At 63.7% G+C, this 23,450-nt stretch carries 22 protein-coding genes; 18 read left to right on the top strand and 4 right to left on the bottom strand.

What is annotated here, in order from left to right; genetic code table 11:
• Positions 1-2: 2 nt before the first annotated feature.
• From sdhA to lpdA, 15 genes are all read left to right on the top strand, one after another.
• Positions 3-1,844 (top strand): succinate dehydrogenase flavoprotein subunit, encoded by a 1,842-nt coding sequence (gene sdhA / locus IB272_RS12580; RefSeq protein WP_112771752.1) that lies wholly within the window; start codon positions 3-5, stop codon positions 1,842-1,844.
• Positions 1,845-1,862: 18 nt separating this feature from the next.
• The gene (locus tag IB272_RS12575; protein WP_034802573.1) at positions 1,863-2,642 is read left to right on the top strand and encodes a succinate dehydrogenase iron-sulfur subunit; all 780 of its coding nucleotides are present in this window, start codon (positions 1,863-1,865) and stop codon (positions 2,640-2,642) included.
• Between the two features lie 299 nt (positions 2,643-2,941).
• Positions 2,942-3,490, top strand: coding sequence for a protease inhibitor Inh/omp19 family protein (locus IB272_RS12570; protein ID WP_034802570.1), 549 nt, complete (start codon positions 2,942-2,944; stop codon positions 3,488-3,490).
• 59 nt (positions 3,491-3,549) lie between these two features.
• Positions 3,550-4,704, top strand: a complete 1,155-nt coding sequence (gene zapE / locus IB272_RS12565; RefSeq protein ID WP_060586450.1) for a cell division protein ZapE — start codon at positions 3,550-3,552, stop codon at positions 4,702-4,704.
• A 183-nt stretch (positions 4,705-4,887) separates the two neighbouring features.
• Positions 4,888-5,853 (top strand): malate dehydrogenase, encoded by a 966-nt coding sequence (gene mdh / locus IB272_RS12560; protein WP_034802565.1) that lies wholly within the window; start codon positions 4,888-4,890, stop codon positions 5,851-5,853.
• 108 nt (positions 5,854-5,961) lie between these two features.
• On the top strand, positions 5,962-7,155 hold the full coding sequence (gene sucC, locus IB272_RS12555) for an ADP-forming succinate--CoA ligase subunit beta (protein ID WP_034802562.1): 1,194 nt from the start codon (positions 5,962-5,964) through the stop codon (positions 7,153-7,155).
• Positions 7,156-7,172: 17 nt separating this feature from the next.
• Positions 7,173-8,075 carry a succinate--CoA ligase subunit alpha gene (sucD, locus tag IB272_RS12550; protein WP_034802559.1) on the top strand — a complete coding sequence of 301 codons (903 nt, stop codon included), beginning with the start codon at positions 7,173-7,175 and terminating at the stop codon, positions 8,073-8,075.
• Positions 8,076-8,319: 244 nt separating this feature from the next.
• On the top strand, positions 8,320-11,316 hold the full coding sequence (locus IB272_RS12545) for a 2-oxoglutarate dehydrogenase E1 component (protein WP_034802556.1): 2,997 nt from the start codon (positions 8,320-8,322) through the stop codon (positions 11,314-11,316).
• 56 nt (positions 11,317-11,372) lie between these two features.
• On the top strand, positions 11,373-12,614 hold the full coding sequence (gene odhB, locus IB272_RS12540; protein WP_060586448.1) for a 2-oxoglutarate dehydrogenase complex dihydrolipoyllysine-residue succinyltransferase: 1,242 nt from the start codon (positions 11,373-11,375) through the stop codon (positions 12,612-12,614).
• 151 nt (positions 12,615-12,765) lie between these two features.
• Complete coding sequence (locus tag IB272_RS12535) at positions 12,766-13,179, top strand: MAPEG family protein (RefSeq protein WP_060521399.1); 414 nt, start codon at positions 12,766-12,768, stop codon at positions 13,177-13,179.
• Positions 13,180-13,210: 31 nt separating this feature from the next.
• Positions 13,211-13,636 carry a VOC family protein gene (locus tag IB272_RS12530; protein ID WP_060586446.1) on the top strand — a complete coding sequence of 142 codons (426 nt, stop codon included), beginning with the start codon at positions 13,211-13,213 and terminating at the stop codon, positions 13,634-13,636.
• A complete protein-coding gene (locus IB272_RS12525) occupies positions 13,633-14,274 on the top strand; it encodes a LysE family translocator (RefSeq protein WP_060521397.1) in 642 nt (213 codons plus the stop codon). The genes IB272_RS12530 and IB272_RS12525 overlap by 4 nt, the downstream gene beginning before the upstream one ends.
• A gap of 2 nt (positions 14,275-14,276) precedes the next feature.
• The gene (locus IB272_RS12520; RefSeq protein ID WP_060586445.1) at positions 14,277-14,777 is read left to right on the top strand and encodes a hypothetical protein; all 501 of its coding nucleotides are present in this window, start codon (positions 14,277-14,279) and stop codon (positions 14,775-14,777) included.
• Complete coding sequence (locus tag IB272_RS12515; protein WP_060586604.1) at positions 14,774-15,526, top strand: SDR family oxidoreductase; 753 nt, start codon at positions 14,774-14,776, stop codon at positions 15,524-15,526. Before IB272_RS12520 ends, IB272_RS12515 begins: the two co-directional genes overlap by 4 nt.
• Before the next feature lie 24 nt (positions 15,527-15,550).
• Complete coding sequence (gene lpdA / locus IB272_RS12510; RefSeq protein WP_060586444.1) at positions 15,551-16,957, top strand: dihydrolipoyl dehydrogenase; 1,407 nt, start codon at positions 15,551-15,553, stop codon at positions 16,955-16,957.
• A 146-nt stretch (positions 16,958-17,103) separates the two neighbouring features.
• On the opposite strand, the gene IB272_RS12505 is transcribed toward lpdA, so the two are convergent.
• The gene (locus IB272_RS12505) at positions 17,104-17,598 is read right to left on the bottom strand and encodes an acyl-CoA thioesterase (RefSeq protein ID WP_034802542.1); all 495 of its coding nucleotides are present in this window, start codon (positions 17,596-17,598) and stop codon (positions 17,104-17,106) included.
• 190 nt (positions 17,599-17,788) lie between these two features.
• Between IB272_RS12505 and IB272_RS12500 the strand changes: the two genes are divergently transcribed.
• A complete protein-coding gene (locus tag IB272_RS12500) occupies positions 17,789-18,265 on the top strand; it encodes a DUF2867 domain-containing protein (RefSeq protein WP_060586443.1) in 477 nt (158 codons plus the stop codon).
• Here the strand turns inward: IB272_RS12500 and IB272_RS12495 are convergent.
• Positions 18,262-18,858 (bottom strand): TetR/AcrR family transcriptional regulator, encoded by a 597-nt coding sequence (locus IB272_RS12495; RefSeq protein ID WP_034802538.1) that lies wholly within the window; start codon positions 18,856-18,858, stop codon positions 18,262-18,264. The genes IB272_RS12500 and IB272_RS12495 overlap by 4 nt on opposite strands.
• 124 nt (positions 18,859-18,982) lie before the next feature.
• On the opposite strand from IB272_RS12495, the gene IB272_RS12490 reads away from it, so the two are divergent.
• Complete coding sequence (locus IB272_RS12490; RefSeq protein WP_060586441.1) at positions 18,983-20,221, top strand: MFS transporter; 1,239 nt, start codon at positions 18,983-18,985, stop codon at positions 20,219-20,221.
• 44 nt (positions 20,222-20,265) lie between these two features.
• On the opposite strand, the gene IB272_RS12485 is transcribed toward IB272_RS12490, so the two are convergent.
• Both IB272_RS12485 and IB272_RS12480 read right to left on the bottom strand, forming a co-directional pair.
• Positions 20,266-21,351 (bottom strand): TraB/GumN family protein, encoded by a 1,086-nt coding sequence (locus IB272_RS12485; RefSeq protein WP_060586440.1) that lies wholly within the window; start codon positions 21,349-21,351, stop codon positions 20,266-20,268.
• 99 nt (positions 21,352-21,450) lie between these two features.
• Positions 21,451-22,386: a tyrosine recombinase XerC gene (locus tag IB272_RS12480; protein WP_034802532.1), complete on the bottom strand. Its 936-nt coding sequence runs from the start codon at positions 22,384-22,386 to the stop codon at positions 21,451-21,453.
• Positions 22,387-22,521: 135 nt separating this feature from the next.
• Between IB272_RS12480 and IB272_RS12475 the strand changes: the two genes are divergently transcribed.
• The gene (locus tag IB272_RS12475) at positions 22,522-23,445 is read left to right on the top strand and encodes a GNAT family N-acetyltransferase (protein ID WP_060521389.1); all 924 of its coding nucleotides are present in this window, start codon (positions 22,522-22,524) and stop codon (positions 23,443-23,445) included.
• Positions 23,446-23,450 lie beyond the last annotated feature (5 nt).

The following is a 23,450-nucleotide window of genomic DNA, read 5'->3' as shown; positions in this document are numbered from 1 at the left end:
CCATGGCATCGAACAGTTCACCCGCTGCAAACGGTAAGGCCTATCAATATGTCGACCACGCCTTCGACGTCGTCGTCGTCGGCGCCGGCGGTGCGGGCTTGCGCGCGACGCTCGGCATGGCCGAGCAGGGTCTGAAGACCGCCTGCATCACCAAGGTCTTCCCGACCCGCTCGCACACGGTTGCCGCCCAGGGCGGCATTGCCGCCTCGCTGCAGAACATGACGCCGGACAGCTGGCAGTGGCACCTCTACGACACCGTCAAGGGTTCCGACTGGCTCGGCGACGTCGACGCCATGCAGTATCTCGCCATGGAAGCGCCGAAGGCGGTCTATGAGCTCGAGCACTATGGCGTGCCGTTCTCGCGTAACGCCGAAGGCAAGATCTATCAGCGACCGTTCGGCGGCCACATGCAGAACTACGGCGAAGGCCCGCCGGTCCAGCGCACCTGTGCTGCTGCCGACCGTACCGGCCACGCGATCCTGCACACGCTCTATGGTCAGTCTCTGCGCAACAACGCCGAGTTCTTCATCGAGTATTTCGCGCTCGACCTGATCATGTCGGATGACGGCCGCTGCACCGGCGTCGTCGCCTGGAACCTCGACGACGGCACGATCCATCGCTTCTCCGCCAAGATGGTGGTGCTGGCGACCGGCGGTTACGGCCGCGCCTATTTCTCGGCGACCTCGGCGCACACCTGCACGGGCGACGGCGGCGGCATGATTGCACGCGCCGGCCTGCCGCTGCAGGACATGGAATTCGTTCAGTTCCATCCGACCGGCATCTACGGTGCGGGCTGCCTGATCACCGAAGGCGCACGCGGCGAAGGCGGCTACCTCGTCAACTCCGAAGGCGAGCGCTTCATGGAGCGCTATGCGCCGTCCGCCAAGGACCTTGCCTCGCGTGACGTCGTCTCGCGCTGCATGACGATGGAAATCCGCGAGGGCCGCGGGGTCGGCAAGAACAAGGACCACATCTTCCTGCACCTGGATCACCTCGATCCGGCCGTCCTGCACGAGCGCCTGCCGGGCATCTCGGAATCGGCGAAGATCTTTGCCGGTGTCGACGTGACCCGGGAGCCGATCCCGGTTCTGCCGACGGTGCACTACAACATGGGCGGCGTGCCGACCAACTACTGGGGCGAAGTCCTGAATGCCGACAGCCAGAACCCGGAGCGCATTGCGCCCGGCCTGATGGCCGTCGGCGAAGCCGGCTGCGCCTCGGTGCACGGCGCCAATCGCCTCGGCTCCAACTCGCTGATCGATCTCGTGGTCTTCGGCCGTGCCGCCGCCATCCGCGCCGGCCAGGTCATCGACCGCAACGAGCCCGTGCCGGAACTCAACAGGGCCGCCTGCGACCGGATCATGGACCGCTTCGACCGCCTGCGTAACGCCAATGGCTCCACGCCGACCGCCGTGCTGCGCGAAAAGATGCAGCGCGCCATGCAGGAAGACGCGGCCGTGTTCCGCACCCAGGAATCGCTGGAATCGGGCTGCAAGCGCATCTCGGCGATCTGGAAGGAGATGCCCGACATCAAGGTCACCGACCGCTCGATGATCTGGAACTCGGACCTCGTCGAGACGCTGGAACTCGAAAACCTCATGGCCAACGCCATCACGACGATCTACGGTGCCGAAGCGCGCAAGGAGAGCCGTGGTTCGCACGCCCGCGAGGACTACACCGAGGGTCCGCTCGGCGGCCGCGACGACGTCAACTGGCGCAAGCACACGCTCGCCTGGGTCAACGAGGCCGGCGACGTCAAGCTCGACTACCGCCCCGTCCATACCGACCTGATCGCCGACGGCATCGATCCCAAGAAGATCGAGCCGAAGGCCCGCGTCTATTGATCTTGAGGAACAAGCCACATGGTTGAACTCGCTCTCCCCAAGAATTCGCAGATGACGGAAGGCAAGGTCTGGCCGAAGCCTGCCGGCGCGACCAACGTTCGCGAATACCGCATCTATCGCTGGAACCCGGATGACGGTGCAAATCCGCGCATCGATACCTTCTACATCGATGTCGACGATTGTGGCCCGATGGTGCTCGACGGTCTGCTCTACATCAAGAACAAGATCGACCCGACGCTGACGCTGCGCCGCTCCTGCCGCGAAGGTATCTGCGGGTCGTGCGCCATGAACATCGACGGCACCAACACGCTTGCCTGCACCAAGGGCATGGACGAGGTGAAGGGTGCGGTAAAGGTCTATCCGCTGCCGCACATGCCGGTCGTGAAGGACCTGGTTCCTGACCTCACCAACTTCTACGCCCAGCACCGCTCGATCGAGCCCTGGCTGAAGACGGTATCGCCGACGCCGGCCAAGGAATGGAAGCAGAGCCACGAGGACCGCCTCAAGCTCGACGGCCTCTACGAGTGCATCCTGTGCGCCTGCTGCTCGACCTCCTGTCCGAGCTATTGGTGGAACGGCGACCGTTACCTCGGTCCGGCGGTTCTGCTGCAGGCCTACCGCTGGCTGATCGATAGCCGCGACGAAGCGACCGGCGAGCGCCTCGACAACCTCGAGGATCCCTTCCGCCTCTATCGTTGCCACACGATCATGAACTGCGCCCAGGCCTGTCCGAAGGGCCTGAACCCGGCCAAGGCGATCGGCGAGATCAAGAAGATGCTGGTCGAGCGCCGTGTGTAATCGGCCGGACCGGACATGAAGTTTTGGAAACGGCGGGCCCTGGCTCGCCGTTTTCTGTTTTGCGCCTCTCCAGGGCGGCGGACAATTCGTGATTGTGCCGATGCGGGAGAGGCGGGCCGACGGCAGGAGGCGATGATACGCAGCGAGGACGTGGCGCGCGATCCGCCCCTGCGGACGTTTCAATCCTGCAACAGGTCGCCAGGAATCGTCGTCCCTTGATTTGTCAGGTGGATTTGCTGTATTTCGGCCTATATTATCGCGTTGCATCATGGTTCGCGGACACGAACAGGAGTAGGGATATGCGGGTAATTCATGCGGCGGCGGGGCTGGCGGTTGTGCTTGCGCTGGCCGGATGCCAACGGACGTCGATGGGCGGTTTCAGCTCCCAGGACGCCTCGCCCGCTCCCATCCAGGCCGCACCGGTCCCTTCGGTTTCGTCGAACCAGCTTCCGGCACCGACCGGAAACACGTCGCAATTCCCGGCTGCACCGGCGAGCGGCACGGCGGTTGCCGGCGGCGCTGTCCAGCAGCCCGGCACGCAGGTCGCCGCGGCTGCAGGTGGCGGGCTCGACGTCACCAAGGAAGCGATGGTCGGCAACTGGCGCGTCTCCAGCGCCGGCAGCTCCTGCGACATGTTCCTGACGCTCACCAATCTTGGCTCCGGTTCGCGCGGCGGCACCCGCGGTTGCGCCGGCGAGCTGACGACCATGGGCTCCTGGGAAGTGGCCGGCAAGCAGGTGGTCCTCAAGGACCGCAGCGGCAATGCCATCGCCCGCCTCTACAAGACGGCCGACGCGCGTTTCGACGGCTCGACCAATGGCGGCCAGCCAGTCAGCCTCAGCCGCTGACGCTTCTCCAGCCCGGTCTCGTGCCGGGCTTTTGTTTTCCGTCCCATCTCGGGTGAGACGTGCTCAATCCTGACGACAGCATTTACCGCAAGCTCGAAGCGCTCGTCGCGAACGGCGAGCGCAAGCGTGACCCGGCGCAGTTTACGATCGCGCGGCGGTTCGATCATCTCTCGGCCGAGCTGCTCGCCAGCCGCCCGTCGCGCAAGACCAATGCGCTCGGCTGGCTGTTTGCCTCGCGCAAGAAGGACCACCCGCCGGTCAAGGGCCTCTACATCCACGGCGGCGTGGGGCGCGGCAAGACCATGCTGATGGACATGTTCTTCGAGGCGGTGCCGATCCAGCGCAAGCGCCGGGCGCATTTCCACGAGTTCATGGCCGATGTGCACGAGCGCATCTACAAGCACCGGCAGAAGCTGAAGAACGGCGAGACCAAGCAGGCCGATCCGATCCCGCCCGTCGCCTCCGAGCTCTTCGGTGAAGCGCGGCTGCTCTGCTTCGACGAATTCTCCGTGACCGACATCGCCGATGCGATGATCCTCGGCCGCCTGTTCGGCGAACTCTTCGCCAAGGGCTGCGTGCTGGTTGCCACCTCGAACGTGGCGCCCGACGATCTCTATCGCGATGGCCTCAACCGCGGCCTTTTTTTGCCGTTCATCGAACTCCTTAAGGCAAATGCCGAGGTTATCTCGCTGGACACGGACACCGACTACCGGCTGACAAAGACCGATGGCAGCCCGGTGTGGCTCTCGCCGCTCGGGCCTGAGGCGGATGCGGCGATGGCGCGCGCCTGGGCCCATGAGACCCGCAATGCGCCGGCCGCTCCGGCGGACGTGCCGCGTAAGGGGCGCAAGATCCCCGTACCGGCCGCGTCCGGAAAGAGTGCCCGCTTCAATTTCGCCGACCTCTGCCAGCAACCGCTTGGGGCTGCCGATTATCTCGCCATCCTCGAGCGCTATTCGACGATCTTCGTCGACCACGTACCGCATCTCGGTCCGCATATGCGCAACGAGACCAAGCGCTTCATCCTGCTGGTCGATACGCTCTACGACAACGGCGCCCGGCTCTTTGCCTCGGCGGCGGCAGAGCCGCAGGATCTTTTGACCCAGAAAAAGGGCACGGAAGGCTTCGAGTTCGACCGCACGGTTTCACGTCTGATCGAGATGCAAAGCGAGGAATATGCCGCTGCGCATCCCGCAAATGTTGCTGTTTCGTGACGCAGATGTGGCGCAAACTCTTACGTTTACGTAAGAATTTTATGATCTAACCGATTGAAATTGTTCCACCAAAAAGTATCGATTGATATTTTACCGATTGCCGTTTAATGGCTTCCGGCGAAGGTTTGGCGTTTGCCGCGTTTCAGGCCTTGATCATATTGGGATCACAAAGGAAGCACTTTCATGGCTCGCAACAAGATCGCACTTATCGGTTCAGGGATGATTGGTGGCACGCTGGCGCATCTCGCCGGCCTGAAGGAACTGGGCGACATCGTCCTCTTCGACATCGCCGACGGCATTCCGCAGGGCAAGGGTCTCGACATCGGCCAGTCCTCCCCGGTCGAAGGCTTCGACGTGAACCTGACGGGTGCGAGCGACTATTCCGCCATCGAAGGCGCTGATGTCTGCATCGTCACCGCCGGCGTCGCTCGCAAGCCGGGCATGAGCCGCGACGACCTGCTCGGCATCAACCTCAAGGTCATGGAACAGGTCGGCGCCGGCATCAAGAAGTATGCCCCGAACGCCTTCGTCATCTGCATCACCAACCCGCTCGACGCCATGGTGTGGGCGCTGCAGAAGTTCTCGGGCCTGCCGAAGAACAAGGTCGTCGGCATGGCCGGCGTTCTCGATAGTTCGCGCTTCCGCCTGTTCCTCTCGCAGGAATTCAACGTCTCGGTCCAGGACGTCACCGCCTTCGTTCTCGGCGGCCACGGCGACACCATGGTGCCGCTCGCCCGTTACTCGACCGTTGCCGGCATCCCGCTGACCGACCTCGTGCAGATGGGCTGGGTCACCAAGGAACGCCTCGAAGAAATCATCCAGCGCACCCGTGACGGCGGCGCCGAAATCGTCGGCCTGCTCAAGACCGGTTCGGCCTACTACGCACCGGCCGCCTCGGCGATCGAAATGGCTGAAGCTTACCTCAAGGACAAGAAGCGCGTTCTGCCCTGCGCGGCACACCTGACCGGCCAGTACGGCGTCAAGGACATGTATGTCGGCGTTCCGACCGTTATCGGCGCCGGCGGCGTCGAGCGCATCATCGAGATCGATCTCAACAAGGCCGAGAAGGAAGCGTTCGACAAGTCCGTTGCTTCGGTCGCCGGTCTTTGCGAAGCCTGCATCGGCATTGCGCCGAGCCTCAAGCAGTAATCGCCTCCCGTCGGGCGGACGCTGATCCGCTCGACCTCATTGTTTTTGCCGCATTGGTGCGGGTAGGTGCCCCACCTGCCCGCACAATGCTCAGACAGGAAAAACACCATGAACATTCATGAATATCAGGCCAAGGCTCTCCTGAAGAGCTATGGCGCACCGGTCGCGGAAGGTGTCGCGATCTTCTCGGCTGACGAAGCTGAAGCTGCTGCCAAGTCGCTCCCGGGCCCGCTCTACGTGGTCAAGAGCCAGATCCATGCGGGCGGCCGCGGCAAGGGCAAGTTCAAGGAACTGTCCGCCGACGCCAAGGGCGGCGTTCGTCTTGCCTTCTCGATCGACGAAGCCAAGGCCCATGCCAAGGAAATGCTCGGCAACACGCTCGTTACTGCCCAGACCGGCCCGGCCGGCAAGCAGGTGAACCGCCTCTACATCGAGGACGGCGCCGACATCGACCGCGAACTGTATCTATCGCTGCTCGTCGACCGCTCGGTCGGCCAGGTTGCCTTCGTCGTTTCGACGGAAGGCGGCATGGACATCGAGGCTGTTGCGCACGACACGCCGGAAAAGATCGTCAACGTAGCGATCAACCCGGAAGCCGGCGTCACCGCCGCTGATCTTGCCAAGCTCACCGCGGCCCTGAAGCTTGAAGGCGAAGCCAAGGCTGACGCTGAAAAGCTCTTCCCGATCCTCTACAAGGCCTTTGTCGAGAAGGACATGAGCCTGCTCGAGATCAACCCGCTGATCGTCATGAAGAACGGCCGCATGCGCGTTCTCGACGCCAAGGTCTCGTTCGACGGCAACGCGCTCTTCCGCCACGACGACATCAAGGCTCTGCGCGACGAGACCGAAGAAGACGCCAAGGAAATCGAGGCCTCGAAGTGGGATCTCGCCTATGTCGCGCTCGACGGCAACATCGGCTGCATGGTCAACGGCGCCGGCCTTGCCATGGCGACGATGGACATCATCAAGCTCTACGGCAAGGAGCCGGCGAACTTCTGTGACGTCGGCGGCGGCGCCGGCAAGGAGAAGGTTGCGGCAGCCTTCAAGATCATTACGGCCGACCCGAAGGTCGAGGGCATCCTCGTCAACATCTTCGGCGGCATCATGAAGTGCGACGTCATCGCTGAAGGCGTCGTTGCCGCCGTGCAGGAAGTCGGCCTCAAGGTTCCGCTGGTCGTTCGTCTCGAAGGCACGAATGTCGAGCTTGGCAAGAAGATCCTGAACGAATCCGGCCTGGCGATCACCGCCGCCGACGATCTGGACGATGCTGCCAAGAAGATCGTCGCCGCGATCAACGGCTAACTGAAGGACCAGACCACATGTCGATTCTCGTCAACAAGAACACCAAGGTCCTCGTTCAGGGCCTGACCGGCAAGACCGGCACCTTCCATACCGAACAGGCGCTTGCCTATTACGGCACGCAGATGGTCGGCGGCATTCACCCGAAGAAGGGCGGCGAAACCTGGACCGGCTCCAAGGGCGAAAGTCTGCCGATCTTCGCCTCGGTTGCCGAAGGCCGTGAAAAGACCGGCGCGGACGCATCCGTGATCTACGTTCCGCCGGCAGGTGCCGCGGACGCGATCATCGAGGCGATCGATGCGGAAATCCCGTTCATCACCTGCATCACCGAAGGCATCCCGGTTGCCGACATGGTACGCGTCAAGGCTCGCCTCGACCGCTCCAAGTCGCGTCTGCTCGGCCCGAACTGCCCCGGTATCCTGACGCCGGAAGAATGCAAGATCGGCATCATGCCGGGCTCGATCTTCCGCAAGGGTTCGGTCGGCATCGTCTCGCGCTCCGGCACGCTGACCTATGAAGCCGTGTTCCAGACCTCCAACGAAGGCCTCGGCCAGACGACGGCCGTCGGCATCGGCGGCGACCCGGTGAAGGGCACCGAGTTCATCGACGTGCTCGAGATGTTCCTGGCGGACGAAGCCACGACCTCGATCATCATGATCGGCGAAATCGGCGGCTCGGCCGAAGAGGATGCTGCACAGTTCCTCATCGACGAAGCCAAGAAGGGCCGCAAGAAGCCGATGGCCGGTTTCATCGCGGGCCGTACCGCTCCGAAGGGCCGTACCATGGGTCACGCCGGCGCTGTCGTTTCCGGCGGCAAGGGCGATGCGGAATCCAAGATCGCTGCGATGGAGCAGGCAGGCATCCGCGTATCGCCTTCGCCGGCTCGTCTCGGCAAGACGCTGGTCGAAGTCCTCAAGGGCTGATCTCAAACCATTTGTCCGGGCCGGTCGATCCGGCCCGGACAACGTGCCTGCCGCCTGTTTCCTTGGCTGATTGAAGATCAGGACATGCGGCAATGACTGCCACGGTGACCCAGCGCGTCCTGACGATGCGCGGCGCCGTAGGAAAAAGGCCCGGCGCCCGGACGCGCCGAACGAACATGAACGACCGGGATACCCGGCAACCCAACTTCAGTCAGGAGGCGGACAGATCAGTCCGCGTGAGACCATGACAAGGCAAGAGGCCAACGAGCAATTCCAGCTCACTTCGTTTCTGGACGGCGCCAACGCCGCCTATATCGAGCAGCTCCATGCACGCTACGAGGCGGACCCGGCGTCCGTGTCGGCTGAATGGCAGGCCTTCTTCAAGGCGCTCGCCGACCGGCCGGAAGATGTGGTGAAGGCAGCCAAGGGCGCCTCCTGGAAAAAGAACAACTGGCCGATCCCGGCCAATGGCGAACTGGTCTCGGCGCTCGATGGCGACTGGGGCACGGTCGAGAAGGTCATCGAGAAGAAGGTCAAGGCGAAGGCCGAGGAAGCGGCGGCCGCCACCGGCACCGTCGCCAGCGCTGCCGACATCCACCAGGCGACGCGCGATTCCGTCCGCGCCATCATGATGATCCGCGCCTATCGCGCCCGCGGCCACCTGCATGCCAAGCTCGACCCGCTCGGCCTGGCTGCCCCGGTTGAAGACTACAACGAGCTTTCGCCCTCGAACTACGGTTTCGAGGACAAGGATCTCGACCGCAAGATCTTCATCGACAACGTGCTCGGTCTTGAATACGCGACCCTCCGTGAGATGGTCGAAATCCTCGAGCGCACCTACTGCTCGACGATCGGCGTCGAGTTCATGCACATGTCCAACCCGGAAGAGAAGGGCTGGATCCAGGAGCGCATCGAAGGTCCGGACAAGGGCGTCGACTTCACGCCTGAAGGCAAGAAGGCGATCCTGCAGAAGCTGATCGAGGCCGAAGGCTTCGAGCAGTTCATCGACGTCAAGTACAAGGGCACCAAGCGCTTCGGTCTCGACGGCGGTGAGTCGCTCATTCCGGCGCTCGAGCAGATCATCAAGCGCGGCGGCCAGGAAGGCCTCAAGGAAATCGTGCTCGGCATGGCCCATCGCGGCCGTCTGAACGTGCTTTCCCAGGTCATGGCAAAGCCGCACCGCGCCATCTTCCACGAGTTCAAGGGCGGCTCCTACGCGCCTGACGACGTCGAAGGTTCGGGCGACGTGAAGTACCACCTCGGTGCGTCTTCCGACCGCGAATTCGACGGCAACAAGGTTCACCTGTCGCTGACGGCAAACCCGTCGCACCTGGAAATCGTCAACCCTGTGGTCATGGGCAAGGCACGCGCCAAGCAGGACCAGATGGCGACCGTCTTTGAAGGCGACATCATTCCGCTGCGCGAACGCTCCAAGGTCATGCCGCTGCTGCTGCATGGTGACGCCGCTTTTGCCGGCCAGGGCGTGATTGCTGAAATCCTCGGGCTTTCCGGCCTGCGCGGTCACCGCGTTGCCGGTACGGTCCACTTCATCATCAACAACCAGATCGGCTTCACCACCAATCCGGCCTTCTCGCGCTCGTCGCCCTATCCGTCCGACGTCGCCAAGATGATCGAAGCGCCGATCTTCCACGTTAACGGCGACGATCCGGAAGCGGTTGTCTACGCGGCCAAGATCGCCACCGAATTCCGGATGAAGTTCCACAAGCCTGTCGTCATCGACATGTTCTGCTATCGCCGCTTCGGCCACAACGAAGGCGACGAGCCGGCGTTCACGCAGCCGAAGATGTACAAGGTCATCCGCGCCCACAGGACCGTCGTCCAGGTCTACTCCGACCGCCTGATCGCCGAAGGCCTGATTTCCGAAGGCGAAGTCGAGAAGATGAAGGCCGACTGGCGTGCGCATCTCGAACAGGAGTTCGAGGCCGGCCAGTCCTACAAGCCGAACAAGGCCGACTGGCTTGACGGTGTCTGGTCGGGCCTGCGCTCGGCCGACAACCAGGACGAACAGCGCCGCGGCAAGACCTCGGTGCCGATGAAGCAGTTGAAGGAAGTCGGCCGCAAAATCTCCGAGATCCCGGCTGGTTTCAGCGCGCACCGCACGATCCAGCGCTTCATGGAAAACCGCGCCAACATGATCCAGACCGGCGAGGGTGTCGACTGGGCCATGGCTGAGGCGCTCGCTTTCGGCACGCTGGTCACGGAAGGCACCAAGATCCGCCTGTCGGGTCAGGACTGCGAACGCGGCACCTTCTCGCAGCGCCACTCGGTGCTCTACGATCAGCAGTCGGAAGAGCGCTACATCCCGCTCGCAAACCTGTCGCCGACCCAGGCGCGCTACGAAGTCATCAACTCGATGCTTTCGGAAGAGGCAGTTCTCGGCTTCGAGTACGGCTACTCGCTCGCCCGTCCGAACGCGCTCACCCTCTGGGAAGCTCAGTTCGGCGACTTCGCCAACGGTGCGCAGGTCGTCTTCGACCAGTTCATCTCGTCGGGCGAACGCAAGTGGCTGCGCATGTCGGGTCTCGTCTGCCTGCTGCCGCACGGCTATGAAGGCCAGGGTCCGGAGCACTCGTCTGCTCGCCTGGAACGCTTCCTGCAGCTTTGCGCGGAAGACAACATGCAGGTCGCCAACGTCACGACGCCGGCGAACTACTTCCACATCCTGCGCCGCCAGGTGAAGCGCGACTTCCGCAAGCCGCTGATCCTGATGACGCCGAAGTCGCTGCTGCGTCACAAGCGTGCGATCTCCAGCCTGTCGGAAATGGCCGGCGAGAGCTCGTTCCACCGCCTGCTGTGGGACGATGCCGAGGTGATCAAGGACGGCCCGATCAAGCTGCAGAAGGACTCGAAGATCCGTCGCGTCGTGCTCTGCTCGGGCAAGGTCTACTACGACCTGCTCGAAGAACGCGAAAAGCGCGGCATCGACGACATCTACCTGCTGCGCGTCGAACAGCTCTATCCGTTCCCGGCCAAGGCGCTCATCAACGAGCTCAGCCGCTTCCGCAACGCGGAGATGGTCTGGTGCCAGGAAGAGCCGAAGAACATGGGCGCTTGGTCGTTCATCGACCCGTACCTCGAATGGGTTCTCGCCCATATCGACGCCAAGTATCAGCGCGTGCGCTACACCGGCCGTCCGGCTGCCGCATCGCCGGCGACCGGCCTGATGTCGAAGCACCTGGCGCAGCTTGCCGCCTTCCTCGAGGACGCGCTGGGGGGCTGATGCTCCCCACGCTCTGAGCCAATAGAAACAGATATCTGATCAACGGAACAAAAATCATGGCAACAGAAATCCGCGTTCCCACCCTTGGCGAATCCGTCAGCGAAGCGACCGTCGGCACCTGGTTCAAGAAGGTCGGCGACGCCATCAAGGCCGATGAACCCCTGCTCGAACTCGAAACCGACAAGGTGACGATCGAAGTTCCGGCTCCGGCCGCAGGCACGCTCTCTGAAATCGTCGCCCAGGCCGGCGAGACCGTCGGTCTCGGCGCGCTGCTCGGCCAGATCGCTGCAGGTGCCGCTGGCGCCGCAGCGGCCGCTCCGGCTGCTGCCGCCGAAAAGAAGGCCGAGCCGGCTGCTGCCGCTCCGGCTGCCCCGGCCGCTGCTGCAGCACCGGCTGCTTCGTCGATGCCGCCGGCACCGTCGGCTGGCAAGCTGCTTGCCGAAAACAACCTCTCGGCCGATCAGGTCGACGGCTCCGGCAAGCGTGGCCAGGTGCTGAAGGGCGACGTCCTTGCAGCCGTCGCCAAGGGCATCTCGACGCCGGCCGCTTCCGAGCCAGCCAAGATCCAGGCCCGTGCGCCGTCGACGGCTGAAGACGTCGTTCGCGAAGAGCGCGTCAAGATGACCCGCCTGCGCCAGACGATTGCCCGTCGCCTCAAGGATGCGCAGAACACTGCCGCCATGCTCACCACCTACAACGAGGTGGACATGAGCGCCGTCATGTCGCTGCGCAACAAGTACAAGGACATCTTCGAGAAGAAGCACGGCGTGAAGCTCGGCTTCATGGGCTTCTTCACCAAGGCCGTCACCCACGCGCTGAAGGAAATCCCGGCCGTCAACGCCGAGATCGACGGCACCGACATCATCTACAAGAACTACTGCCACATCGGCGTCGCCGTCGGCACGGACAAGGGTCTTGTGGTTCCGATCGTTCGCGATGCCGACCAGATGTCGATCGCCGAGATCGAAAAGGACATCGGTCGCCTCGGCAAGGCTGCCCGTGACGGCGCGCTGTCGATGGCCGACATGCAGGGCGGCACCTTCACCATCTCCAACGGTGGCGTCTACGGTTCGCTGATGTCTTCGCCGATCCTCAACGCGCCTCAGTCGGGCATCCTCGGCATGCACAAGATCCAGGAGCGTCCGGTCGCCATCGGCGGCCAGGTCGTCATCCGCCCGATGATGTACCTCGCGCTCTCCTACGATCACCGCATCGTCGACGGCAAGGAAGCCGTGACCTTCCTCGTGCGCGTCAAGGAAAGCCTGGAAGATCCGGAACGCCTGGTTCTCGATCTCTGATATCCGGAAACAGCGGGGGCGTCCTTCATGCCCCCGCCGTTCGCCGTCCGCGATCACGCGCGGCGAAAACCGTCTCTGCGGCCTGGCCGGAGAGACTGGCCGTCAGGGCCGATGATGTCGATCCGAACCGCTCCTGCGATTGCGAGGGATGATGGAAGCCGCCGCAGCGTCGACTGAAATCTGGGTGCTTGGCTGGAGCGTGGTGTTCCTGATCGTGCACATCCTGGTGCAGGCGCTGTCGCTCGATCTCGCCGGCGATCTCGGTTTCAAATATCTGCTCGGCCCCCGCGACGAACAGCGCGTTTCGAAGAGCATCGTGGCAGGACGTTTGCTGCGGTCGCTTCGCAACATGCTGGAAACCTATCCGGCCTTCGTTGGGCTTGCGCTCGCCCTGGCGGTGACCGGCAAGACCGGCGGTCTCGGCGCCATCGGCGCAGTGACCTGGCTTCTGGCACGGCTGGCTTACACCGTTCTCTACGCGGCCGGCGTTCCCGTGCTGCGCACCCTCGTCTGGTTCGTGTCGATCATTGCGCTGTTGCTGATGGTCGTCCGGCTCATGGCATAGCATCCTGGCGACAAGGCAAGAGGAGACTGGCATGGCATTCGGACCCGACGTTCCGCCGATCCAGGCGCATATCTGCGTCAAGGACGGGCTTGCCGCCATCGCCTTTTACGAGAAGGCGCTCGGTGCGGTGAATACATTCCACGCGATGGCCGAGGACGGCAAACGCGTCATGCACGCCAATCTGGCGATCTACGGCGGCGAGGTGATGCTGCACGACGAATTCCCCGAATTCGGCGGCAGCGTGCTTTCGCCGAACACGATCGGCGGTACCGGCGTTGCGATCAGCATCAACCTGGCGAAGCCTGCCGATGTCGACGCAGCCTACGACAAGGCGGTGGCCGCCGGGGCATCGACAGTTCTGGAGCCGCAGGATACCTTCTGGCACGCACGCTACGCGCGCATCCAGGATCCCTTCGGCCACGTCTGGGCCTTCAACGCACCGGTCGCAAACCCATGAGCCAGTATTTCTTCGAACTCGCATCGCTGATGGCGATCTTCGCCTTCGCCATCGTCTCGCCCGGCGCAGACCTCGCGATGGTCATGCGCCAGTCGATCGTGCATGGCCGCCGTCCGGCGATCATCACGTCCTTCGGCATCGGCACGTCGCTGATGTTCCATGTGACTTACACGATCCTCGGCCTCGGACTGATCATTTCGCAGTCGATCTATCTGTTCAACATCGTCAAATGGTGCGGCGTCGCTTACCTGATCTATATCGGCATCAAGGCGCTTCGCGCCGGCCAGACGGAGATCCAGGTCGACCACACGGAAGGCAGCGGGCCGGTCAAGGGCCAGTCGGCGGCCAAGGCCTTCGGCCTCGGCTTTGCCGCCAACGCGCTCAACCCCAAGCCGGTGTTCTTCTTCCTGTCGATCTTCTCGACGGTCGTTCACGCCCATACGCCGATGATGATCAAGTTCGGCTACGGCCTTGTCATGGCGACCTGCCTGATCGCGTGGTTCGTCGGCGTCAGCCTGTTCATGACGACGCCGCGCATGCGTGCTGCGTTTACGCGCGCCAGCAAGTGGATCGACCGCGCCAGCGGCGTGGTCTTCATCGCGCTCGGCCTCAAGCTCGCGACGGAGAAGGCAGCCTGATCATGCGCTCCGGTCGACTCCTTTCAGCCCTGTTCGGTCTTGCCTTTGCCGCGCCGGCGATTGCCGCCGACTGCAAGCAGTCGCACGCGATCTACGGCGACCGCGACGGAGCCTACGAGCTGCGTTTCGAACCGGTCGGCTCGGCAAGCGCCGCGACCAGCAACCACTTCAAGGTGGCGGTTCTCAAGCCCGGCCTGCTGCTCGATGGCGTCGTCATGCCCGCGGGCGAGCCGGAACGGGCGACCGGGCTGATCATGCACAATTGCCCCGAGGGGGATGCGACCGGTGAGGAACTGCGCGCCTGTACTGTGTGGCAGGGTGTCGTCTACGCGCTCGACAAGGCCGGCGCGATCAGCGAGATCCCGCAAGAGACCGAGACGGCGGCCGAGCAACTGCTGCTTCCCGACTTCGGTCCGTCGCTTCGTGCGTCGACCGCCTGGGGCAAGGGCAAGGCCGAGGCCGACAGTTGGGATGCCTTCACGTTCAAGGGATGCGCCGCATGAGTGCGAGCCCTGTTCTTCTCGTGACCGGCGGCAGTCGCGGCATCGGTGCTGCAATCTGCCTTGGCGCTGCAAAAGCCGGCTGGCGGGTCGCCGTCAACTATGCGTCGAACCGCGATGCGGCCGATGCGGTTGTCGGCGCGATCGAGCGGGCCGGCGGCACGGCGATCGCAGTTCAGGGCGATGTCGGCTCCGAGGCGGATGTCCAAGCGATCTTTGCTGCCATCGATTCGGTTTTCGGCCGGCTGGACGGGCTCGTCAACAATGCCGGCATCGTCGGACAGACGGCACGTGTCGACGAGATGTCGCCCGAGCGGCTTGAGCGCATGTTCCGCATCAACGTCACCGGCTCCATGCGCTGTGCAGCGGAAGCCGTCCGGCGCATGTCGACACGATACGGGCACCAGGGCGGTGTCATCGTCAACATCTCCTCGGTTGCCGCCACGCTTGGCTCGCCGGCGCAGTATGTCGATTACGCCGCCTCGAAAGGTGCGATCGACACCTTCACGACAGGGCTTTCGCGCGAGGTCGCGACCGAAGGCATTCGCGTCAACGCGATACGGCCCGGCATCATCGATACCGAGATCCACGCCTCCGGCGGCTTGCCGGACCGGGCGCGTGATCTCGCCTTCACCATTCCCGTTCAGCGACCCGGCACGGCCGAGGAAGTCGCTGACGCGGTTCTCTACCTCCTGTCGGATAAGGCGACTTATGTGACGGGGGCAATTCTCAATGTCAGCGGCGGACGGTAACCGTCCTGAAAGAAGGATATTCTAATGGCTTATGATCTCATCGTTATCGGCAGCGGCCCCGGCGGCTATGTCTGCGCGATCAAGGCGGCCCAGCTCGGCCTGAAGGTCGGCGTCGTCGAAAAGCGCGCCACCTACGGCGGTACCTGCCTCAACATCGGCTGCATCCCGTCGAAGGCGTTGCTGCATGCTTCCGAGATGTTCCATCAGGTTGCCCACGGCGTCGACGCGCTCGGCGTCGAAGTCGCGGCACCGAAGCTGAACCTCGAAAAGATGATGGCCCACAAGGACGCGACCGTTAAGGCCAATGTCGACGGCGTCTCGTTCCTGTTCAAAAAGAACAAGATCGACGGCATCCAGGGCACCGGCAAGGTGCTCGGCCAGGGCAAGGTCTCCGTCACCAACGACAAGGGCGAGGAACAGATCCTCGAAACCAAGAACATCGTGATCGCCACCGGCTCCGACGTCGCTGGCATCCCGGGCGTCAAGGTCGATATCGACGAGAAGGTGATCATCTCGTCGACGGGCGGCATCGCGCTCGAGAAGGTTCCGGCCAACATGATCGTCGTCGGTGGCGGCGTCATCGGCCTCGAACTCGGCTCGGTCTGGGCCCGCCTCGGCGCCAAGGTCACCGTTGTCGAGTATCTCGACACGCTTCTCGGCGGCATGGATGGCGAGGTTGCCAAGCAGTTCCAGCGCATGCTCGCCAAGCAGGGCATGGACTTCAAGCTCGGCGCCAAGGTGACCGGCGTCGTCAAGGACGGCAAGGGCGCCAAGGTGACGTTCGAGCCGGTCAAGGGCGGTGACGCCCAGACGCTCGATGCCGATGTCGTGCTGATCGCCACCGGCCGCAAGCCCTACACCGACGGTCTTGGCCTTGCGGAAGCGGGCGTCGTCATGGACCAGCGCGGCCGCGTCGAGATCGACAATCACTTCCAGACGAGCGTCGCCGGCGTCTACGCGATCGGCGACGTCGTGCGCGGCCCGATGCTCGCCCACAAGGCGGAAGACGAAGGTGTGGCGGTTGCCGAGATCCTCGCTGGCCAGGCCGGTCACGTGAACTATGACGTCATCCCTGGTGTCGTCTACACCCAGCCGGAAGTCGCCTCCGTCGGCAAGACCGAGGAAGAGCTGAAGGCGGCTGGTGTCGCCTACAAGGTCGGCAAGTTCCCATTCACCGCCAACGGCCGTGCGCGCGCAATGCTCGCCACCGACGGCTTCGTGAAGATACTTGCTGACAAGGAAACCGACAAGGTGCTCGGCGGCCATATCGTCGGCTTCGGCGCCGGCGAGATGATCCACGAGATCGCGGTTCTGATGGAATTCGGCGGTTCGTCGGAAGACCTCGGCCGCACCTGCCACGCGCACCCGACCATGTCGGAAGCGGTCAAGGAAGCGGCACTTTCGACCTTCTTCAAGCCGATCCACATGTAAGGATCATGCAGGGGGCTGCGATCACGCGGCCCCCTGTTTCCGGCCGCGTTTCTGCGTGCCGGCTGGCCCTTGTGGCCATTGCTTACCTTATCGGCGTCAGCGCCCGCATTGCCGCTATCGGCGTTTCCGGTCGCCAAGCGACCGTATCATTCTTCTGAAGCAGACCTGAGGGCGTGGAAACGCTCCTCGAACTCGCGCCTCAGGCTGCGCCGTGCCTCGGCAGCGCGCTGCCGGCGCTTGCGGTCGGCCGTGTCGGTGACAAGGGTCGGAACCGGGGTCGGGCTGCCGTCGGCATCGACGGCGACCATGGTAAAATAGCAGGAATTGGTGTGGCGGCGCTCGCCGCTCCTGATGTTCTCGGCCTCGACCCGGATGCCGATTTCCATCGAGGTGCGGCCGGCATTGTTGACGGCTGCACGGAAGGTGACGAGCTCACCGACATGGATCGGCTGACGGAAGGTGACCTGGTCGACCGAGAGCGTCACGGCATACTGCTGAGAATAGCGCGAGGCACAGGAGAAGGCCACGCGATCGAGGAGATTGAGCAGCGCACCGCCATGGACCTTACCGCTGAAGTTCGCCATATCCGGCGTCATCAGTACGACCATCTCGAGTTCGCGTGTGTCGTAGCTGGTTTCCATTGTCCATCTCCAGATTTTGCAGCGTCCCGCCTGAGTTATGCAGCTTGCCGGAGCGAAGGGAAGGGGGAGGATCTGGAAGAGGGGATGTGACGATTGGCCCGAGGGCTGCGACAAGCGGTCTTCTGTCCAGGCACGGGGGAGGGCGCGATCATGTCTGCAAGGACAGACGACGCGCGCGTCAGGAGGAAAGATGAAACCGAGAGCCGTGGCCATATCGTTGCCGAGCCGGCATCTACCGAATGCCGATTGGGCCGACCGCTTCGAGCTTGCCCTTGATGGCAAGGGCGTGACCGCGGCGGAAGCCGCCGAACGTTCGCTTGGCCGGTCGCCGCGATGGGTCCGCGTGTTGCTGCGCCTGCGCAACCGCATCGTCTCGATCATCGGCCTGAAGTCGGCGGCGCCGTCCAGCCGTCTGGGACTGATCGGGGCGTTTCCTGTCGTTTCGAAGAGTGATGACGAAGTGGTGCTCGGCTTCGATGACAAGCATCTCGATTTCCGCATCGTCGTCGACGTCCGGGCGGGGTCGGCGGTCAATCAGATCGTCGGCGTCACCACGCTTGTGCGCAGGCACAACACGCTCGGGCGGGTTTACCTCATGGCCGTCACGCCGTTTCACAAGGCGATCGTGCCGACACTTCTGGCGCGGGTGGTAGGTCCCGGCGGTTAAGTCCGGGGTTCAATTTTCAGTCCGGACAAAAGCAGGTCGAGATTGTCGCGTGCGCTGGTGAGGCGCATGGCCGGATCGTCCGCCTCGGCAATCCAGAGCGCCGCATCGGAGAGTGCGCCATTGATCAGCCGCGCCAATGTCTCGGCATTTCCCGGACGTACGACGCCCGCGGCGATCATCGCCGAAAGCCTGGTGGCAAGCGACGCGAGGCATTGGCGCCGGCTCGGTTCCAGCACGCTTGCGCCGAGTACGGCCGGCGCATCCTTCAACACGATCTGTCGGATTTCCGGTTCGAGCGCCATTTCCAGATACAGCCTGCAGCGGCGCACGAAACCGTCCCACGGGACCGGGGTCGCGGAGGCTGCGTCGAGCCGTGCGTCCATCTCGCCGTCCAGAGTCTCCACGACCGCACGCAGCAGGCCCTTCTTGTCGCCGAAATGATGATAGAGCGCGCCACGCGTGAGCCCGGCCAAGGCGGTGAAATCGTCCATCGAAGTCTCCGCATATCCGCGTTGCCTGAACGCTTCCCGGGCGGCGGCGATCAGCTTTGCCTTCGTTTCCGCGATCATGTCGCTGCGCGCGCGCCTTGTCATTTGCAGCTCCTCCTTTTGCATACGGTTCGTATATTAATTGACATGCGAAGCGTATGTCAATATTACTGCCATACGCGGCGTATGTTAATGACGCCACGTTCAGACATGTATTGCAGGAGTTTTCATGGCCAATCCCTATGCACAGATCTTTGCTGCCAAAGGCACGGTGGGCTTTACCTTGGCGGGATTGGTGTCACGGTTGCCGTTGTCGATGATGGGCATCGGCATCATCACCATGCTGGCCCAGTCCCGCGGCAGCTACGGGCTGGCTGGCGGTGTGGCCGCCGCCTTCACGCTGGCCTCCGCACTGCTGGCGCCGCAGGTTTCCCGGCTCGTCGATCGCTTCGGCCAGAGCCACGTCCTGCCGGTCGCCGCGGCACTCAGCCTTCTCGGCAGCTCGGCTCTCCTCGTCTTCACCCATTGGCGGGCGCCGGACTGGACACTCTTCGTCTTTGCCATTCTTGCCGGGTGCACGCCCAGCATGTCAGCGATGACCCGGGCGCGATGGACCGAGCTCTATCGCGGCCGTCCGGAGCTGAAGACCGCCTTTTCGCTCGAATCGGTCTTCGACGAGATCTGCTTCATCGTCGGGCCGCCGATCGCCGTGGGCTTAAGCGTCGGCCTGTTTCCCGAGGCCGGACCGCTGGCGGCTGCGGCATGCCTGGCCATCGGGGTCACCGCCTTCGTGCTGCAGAAAGGCACCGAGCCACCGGTCAAGCCGGCCGAGACGATGGCGCCCGGTTCGGTCCTTCGTTACCCGGCGCTGCGCGTGCTGATTGTCGCGCTGGCCGGCATGGGCATCATTGTCGGCACGATCGACGTGGTCAGCGTCGCCTTTGCCGAGGCCGAAGGGCGACCAGCGGCGGCGAGCCTCGTGCTCTCCCTCTATGCCCTCGGTTCCTGCATCGCCGGTCTGGCGTTCGGTGCGGTCCGGATCGGCCTGCCTTTGGCGAAGCTGTTCCTGATCGGTGCGGGCATGACCGCCGCCAGCACATTGCCGCTGCTCTTTGCCGACGGGATCGGCAGCCTTGCGACGATGATGTTCATTTCGGGCGTGTTCTTTGCGCCGACGATGATCGTCGCCTTGAGCATCGGCGAAACCGCCGTGCCGCCGTCGAAGTTGACGGAAGGACTGACCTGGTTGACCACCGGTCTCGGCATCGGTGTTGCGTCGGGTGCGGCGGTGTCAGGCGGCGTGGTCGCGCGCTTCGGCGTTCAGGCCGGCTTCACCATTGCGCTCGCCGCCGGGGCCTTGATCCTTGCCGCAGCGTTCTGGGGCTATCGCCGTCTGTCGTGGATCGAGAGTGATTCTGCCACCGCAAGCGCGTCCGAGGTCGTTTCCCGTGCCGGTGCGCAAGGCTGAGAAGGGAGCGTCGTGCCGGCGGGCGCTCGCTGACGGCCGGCCCGTCAGTTGGCGCGCGTGACCGTAAAACCCTGGGCGCGCAGCAGTTCGACCAGACCTTCCTTGCCCGGCAGGTGCAGTGCGCCGACCGCCATGAAGGCGCCGCCGTCCTTGAGGATCGGTTCGGCGCGCGTCGCCATGGTTTTGTTGCGGTCGACGATGATGCGCTGCTCGAAATCGGCATAGCCGAAATCCTCGGCGCTCTTGTCCGACACGGCTTTCATCATCGGCATGATCATGCCGGTGTCGCCTGCGAGATAGAGATCGGTCATCGTCGCGAAGACGTCGTCGATGGTCTTGCCGAGCGCGAGCGTCTCGATGAGGGCGCGCAGATGCAGTTCGGTCGGCAGCGAGTCCATGGCGGCGAGCTGCTCGACCAGCGTTTCCAGCCCCTTCAGCGTCTTGCCCTGACTGACGGCATCCTCGGCGATCTTCTTGTCGAGGAAGGAGGCGCCTGCAGCCTTGCGGCTCATTTCGCAGGCGGGCAGCGCAACGAAGCTCGCGATCATCCAGGGCTTCATGCGGGAAACCAGGGTCAGCGGAATGCCGCGTGCCTTGAGGCCTGTTTCGAGCTGTTCGCGGTCGTCGGGCTTCAGGAAGTCGGCGATCGTCTTGTTGTCCGGAAGCATGGTAAGATCGGGTCGCATCAGGATCGCGGCGGCCGACTTCTTCTCGTCGATGATCTCGTCCGATTCGACGATGACGGTAGAGGCTGCCTCAAAGGCGGCGGGCGCCTCAGTCGGCAGGGCCAGCACGCGCGGATCGGTGACATGCATCGTGCCAAGCAGCCAGGACGGCGCGACACCGTCCTTCTCGATTTTCCAGAAGATGCCCTTGCTGTTCGGGATGGCGGCAGCTTCCGCTTCGAGTGCGGCCAGTTTCGTCGGGTCGGATTTTGCAAGCGCGGTCAGAACATTCGCGCCGCCACATTCGACCTCCGTGGCATCAGCCTCAGCGACGAAGACGAGAGCGACGAGGAGGCAGGCGGCGAGCATGACATGGAGCAGGGCGGTCAGCCAAAGTGCGCCATCGGCGAGCCGCGCAAGCAGGTGCCGCGGCAGGTTTTGCTGAGGTCTCGCAAAGGCGGTCATCGTTCTTCCCTGACAGTCGCATGGTCGATAGTCGACCCTAGGCCCGGGCCGGTCACGGCTTCCTTAACGGGCATGGTTAATCCGCCCTTTCGCCGAAAATCAGGCGCGCGGGTGGGCGCGGTCGTAGATTTCCAGAAGCCGAGCCGAATCGACGCCGGTATAGACCTGGGTGGTCGACAGGCTGGCATGGCCGAGCAGTTCCTGAATGGTCCTGAGATCGCCGCCGCCGGCCAGCAGATGGGTGGCGAAGGAGTGGCGCAGCGCATGCGGCGTTGCCGTCTCGGGCAGGCCGAGCGCCCCGCGCAGCTTCTGCATTTCGCGCTGGATGATCGCCGGCTGCAGCTTGGCGCCGCGCGCGCCCAGGAACAGCGGCGCATCGGCCGCGATCGGATAGGGGCAGAGCTTCAAGTAGGTGGCGACGGCCTCGCGCGCCGCTTCGATCAGCGGCACGATGCGGGTCTTGTCGCCCTTGCCGACGATGCGCAGCGACGAGGGCGCGCCGGCAAATGCTGACGGCGTGAGGCCGAGTGCCTCGGAAATGCGCAGGCCGCAGCCGTAGAGCAGGGTCAGCACCGCTGCGTTGCGCGCCGCGATCCAGGGTTCCTCGGCAAGCTGCGCCTCGGACGTCACGACATTCAGCGCTTCGCGATCGGTGAGCGGCTTCGGCAGGGATTTGGGCTGTTTGGGCGAACGCACCGCAGCCGCACCGGCCGCGTTGGCAAGGCCGTTGCGTTCGAGATAGCGCAGGAAGGAGCGAAGCCCGGCCAGCCCGCGGCCGAGCGTGCGGGCGCCGGCGCCGCCCTTGCGACGCTGGGCGAGGAAGCCGCGAAGGTCAGCCGGCCTCAGCGTGCGGATATCGGAAAGCCGTGGCGGCCCGGCGAGATGGCCGGTGAGAAATGTCAGGAATTGTCGGGTGTCGCGCTCATAGGCCTCGACGGTATTGTCGGAGAGGCGGCGCTCCCGCATGAGGCCGTCCAGCCAGCGCTGACGCTCGGCAAGTAGCTCGGGATGGCCGATGACGAGGAACTCGTTCATTGTCGTTTTCCTGAGTTTGTCGGTCCGCGACAATGCCCTGACGCATCTTAGGTTTTTGCTAATGCACCCTTGGAATCTGTCATCCTTCGATCATATAGAATTGCGATGGTCAGCCGCAAACAAACGGATCGGACTATGGCGGGACGGGATTCGGTGAACGGATTCGCGCATTTTGCAGAAGTAATCACCCTGGTCTCCCAGGGGCAGCCTGGCCACATCGTCGACACGCTGATCGCGGAGCGTGGCCAGCGGATCGTCAAGAGCCCGCTATGGCCGCTGATGCGGCCTTTTCTCTACACGTTGCTGAACTATCGCAAGGCGCACGAGTTCGCCGATGCCGTCGCCAATATGCCGGGATTCCAGGCCTTCGAGCACCTGAGCTCGCTGCTTTCGCTGGAGGTGCGGGTCGACCGGGCCGAGCGCATTCCCGCCAAGGGCGGCTTCCTGCTCGTCAGCAACCACCCGACCGGCATTGCCGATGGGATCGCCGTTTTCGACCTCTTGAAGAGCCGGCGGCCGGACATGATGTTCTTCGCCAATCGCGACGCCATCCGCGTCAATCCGCGCTTCGTCGAAATGGTCATCCCGGTCGAATGGCGCGAGGAACACAAGAGCAAGCTGAAGGCGCGTGAGACGCTGCAGGTGACCAACCGCGCGATCGGCGAGGGTAAGGCGACCGTGCTCTTCCCCTCGGGACGCATCGCCTACTGGGCCGAAGGATGTCTCAACGAGCGGCCATGGAAGACATCGGCCGTGGGCTTTGCGCGCAAATACGACCTGCCGATCCTGCCGGTGCATATGAGCGCCCGCAATTCCGGCCTGTTCTACTGGTTCGCCAAATGGTCGACCGAGCTGCGCGACATGACCGTGTTCCACGAATTGCTGAACAAGAAGGGCGATCTTTTCGACTTTCGCATCGGCAACCTCATCCCGCCGGAGGCGCTGGAAGGTGAAACGGGCGAGGTGACGAAGGCGCTCGAACGACACACGGTCTTCGATCTGGCGCTGGATGCCGACGCGGCCTTCAAGCCCCGGCTGCAAACGGCGGCCGCGCGCTAGCGACT

The sequence above is a fragment of the Ensifer sp. ENS08 genome (assembly GCF_014852195.1).
GTDB lineage: Bacteria > Pseudomonadota > Alphaproteobacteria > Rhizobiales > Rhizobiaceae > Ensifer > Ensifer adhaerens.
This window is presented reverse-complemented; position numbering and strand designations above follow the sequence as displayed.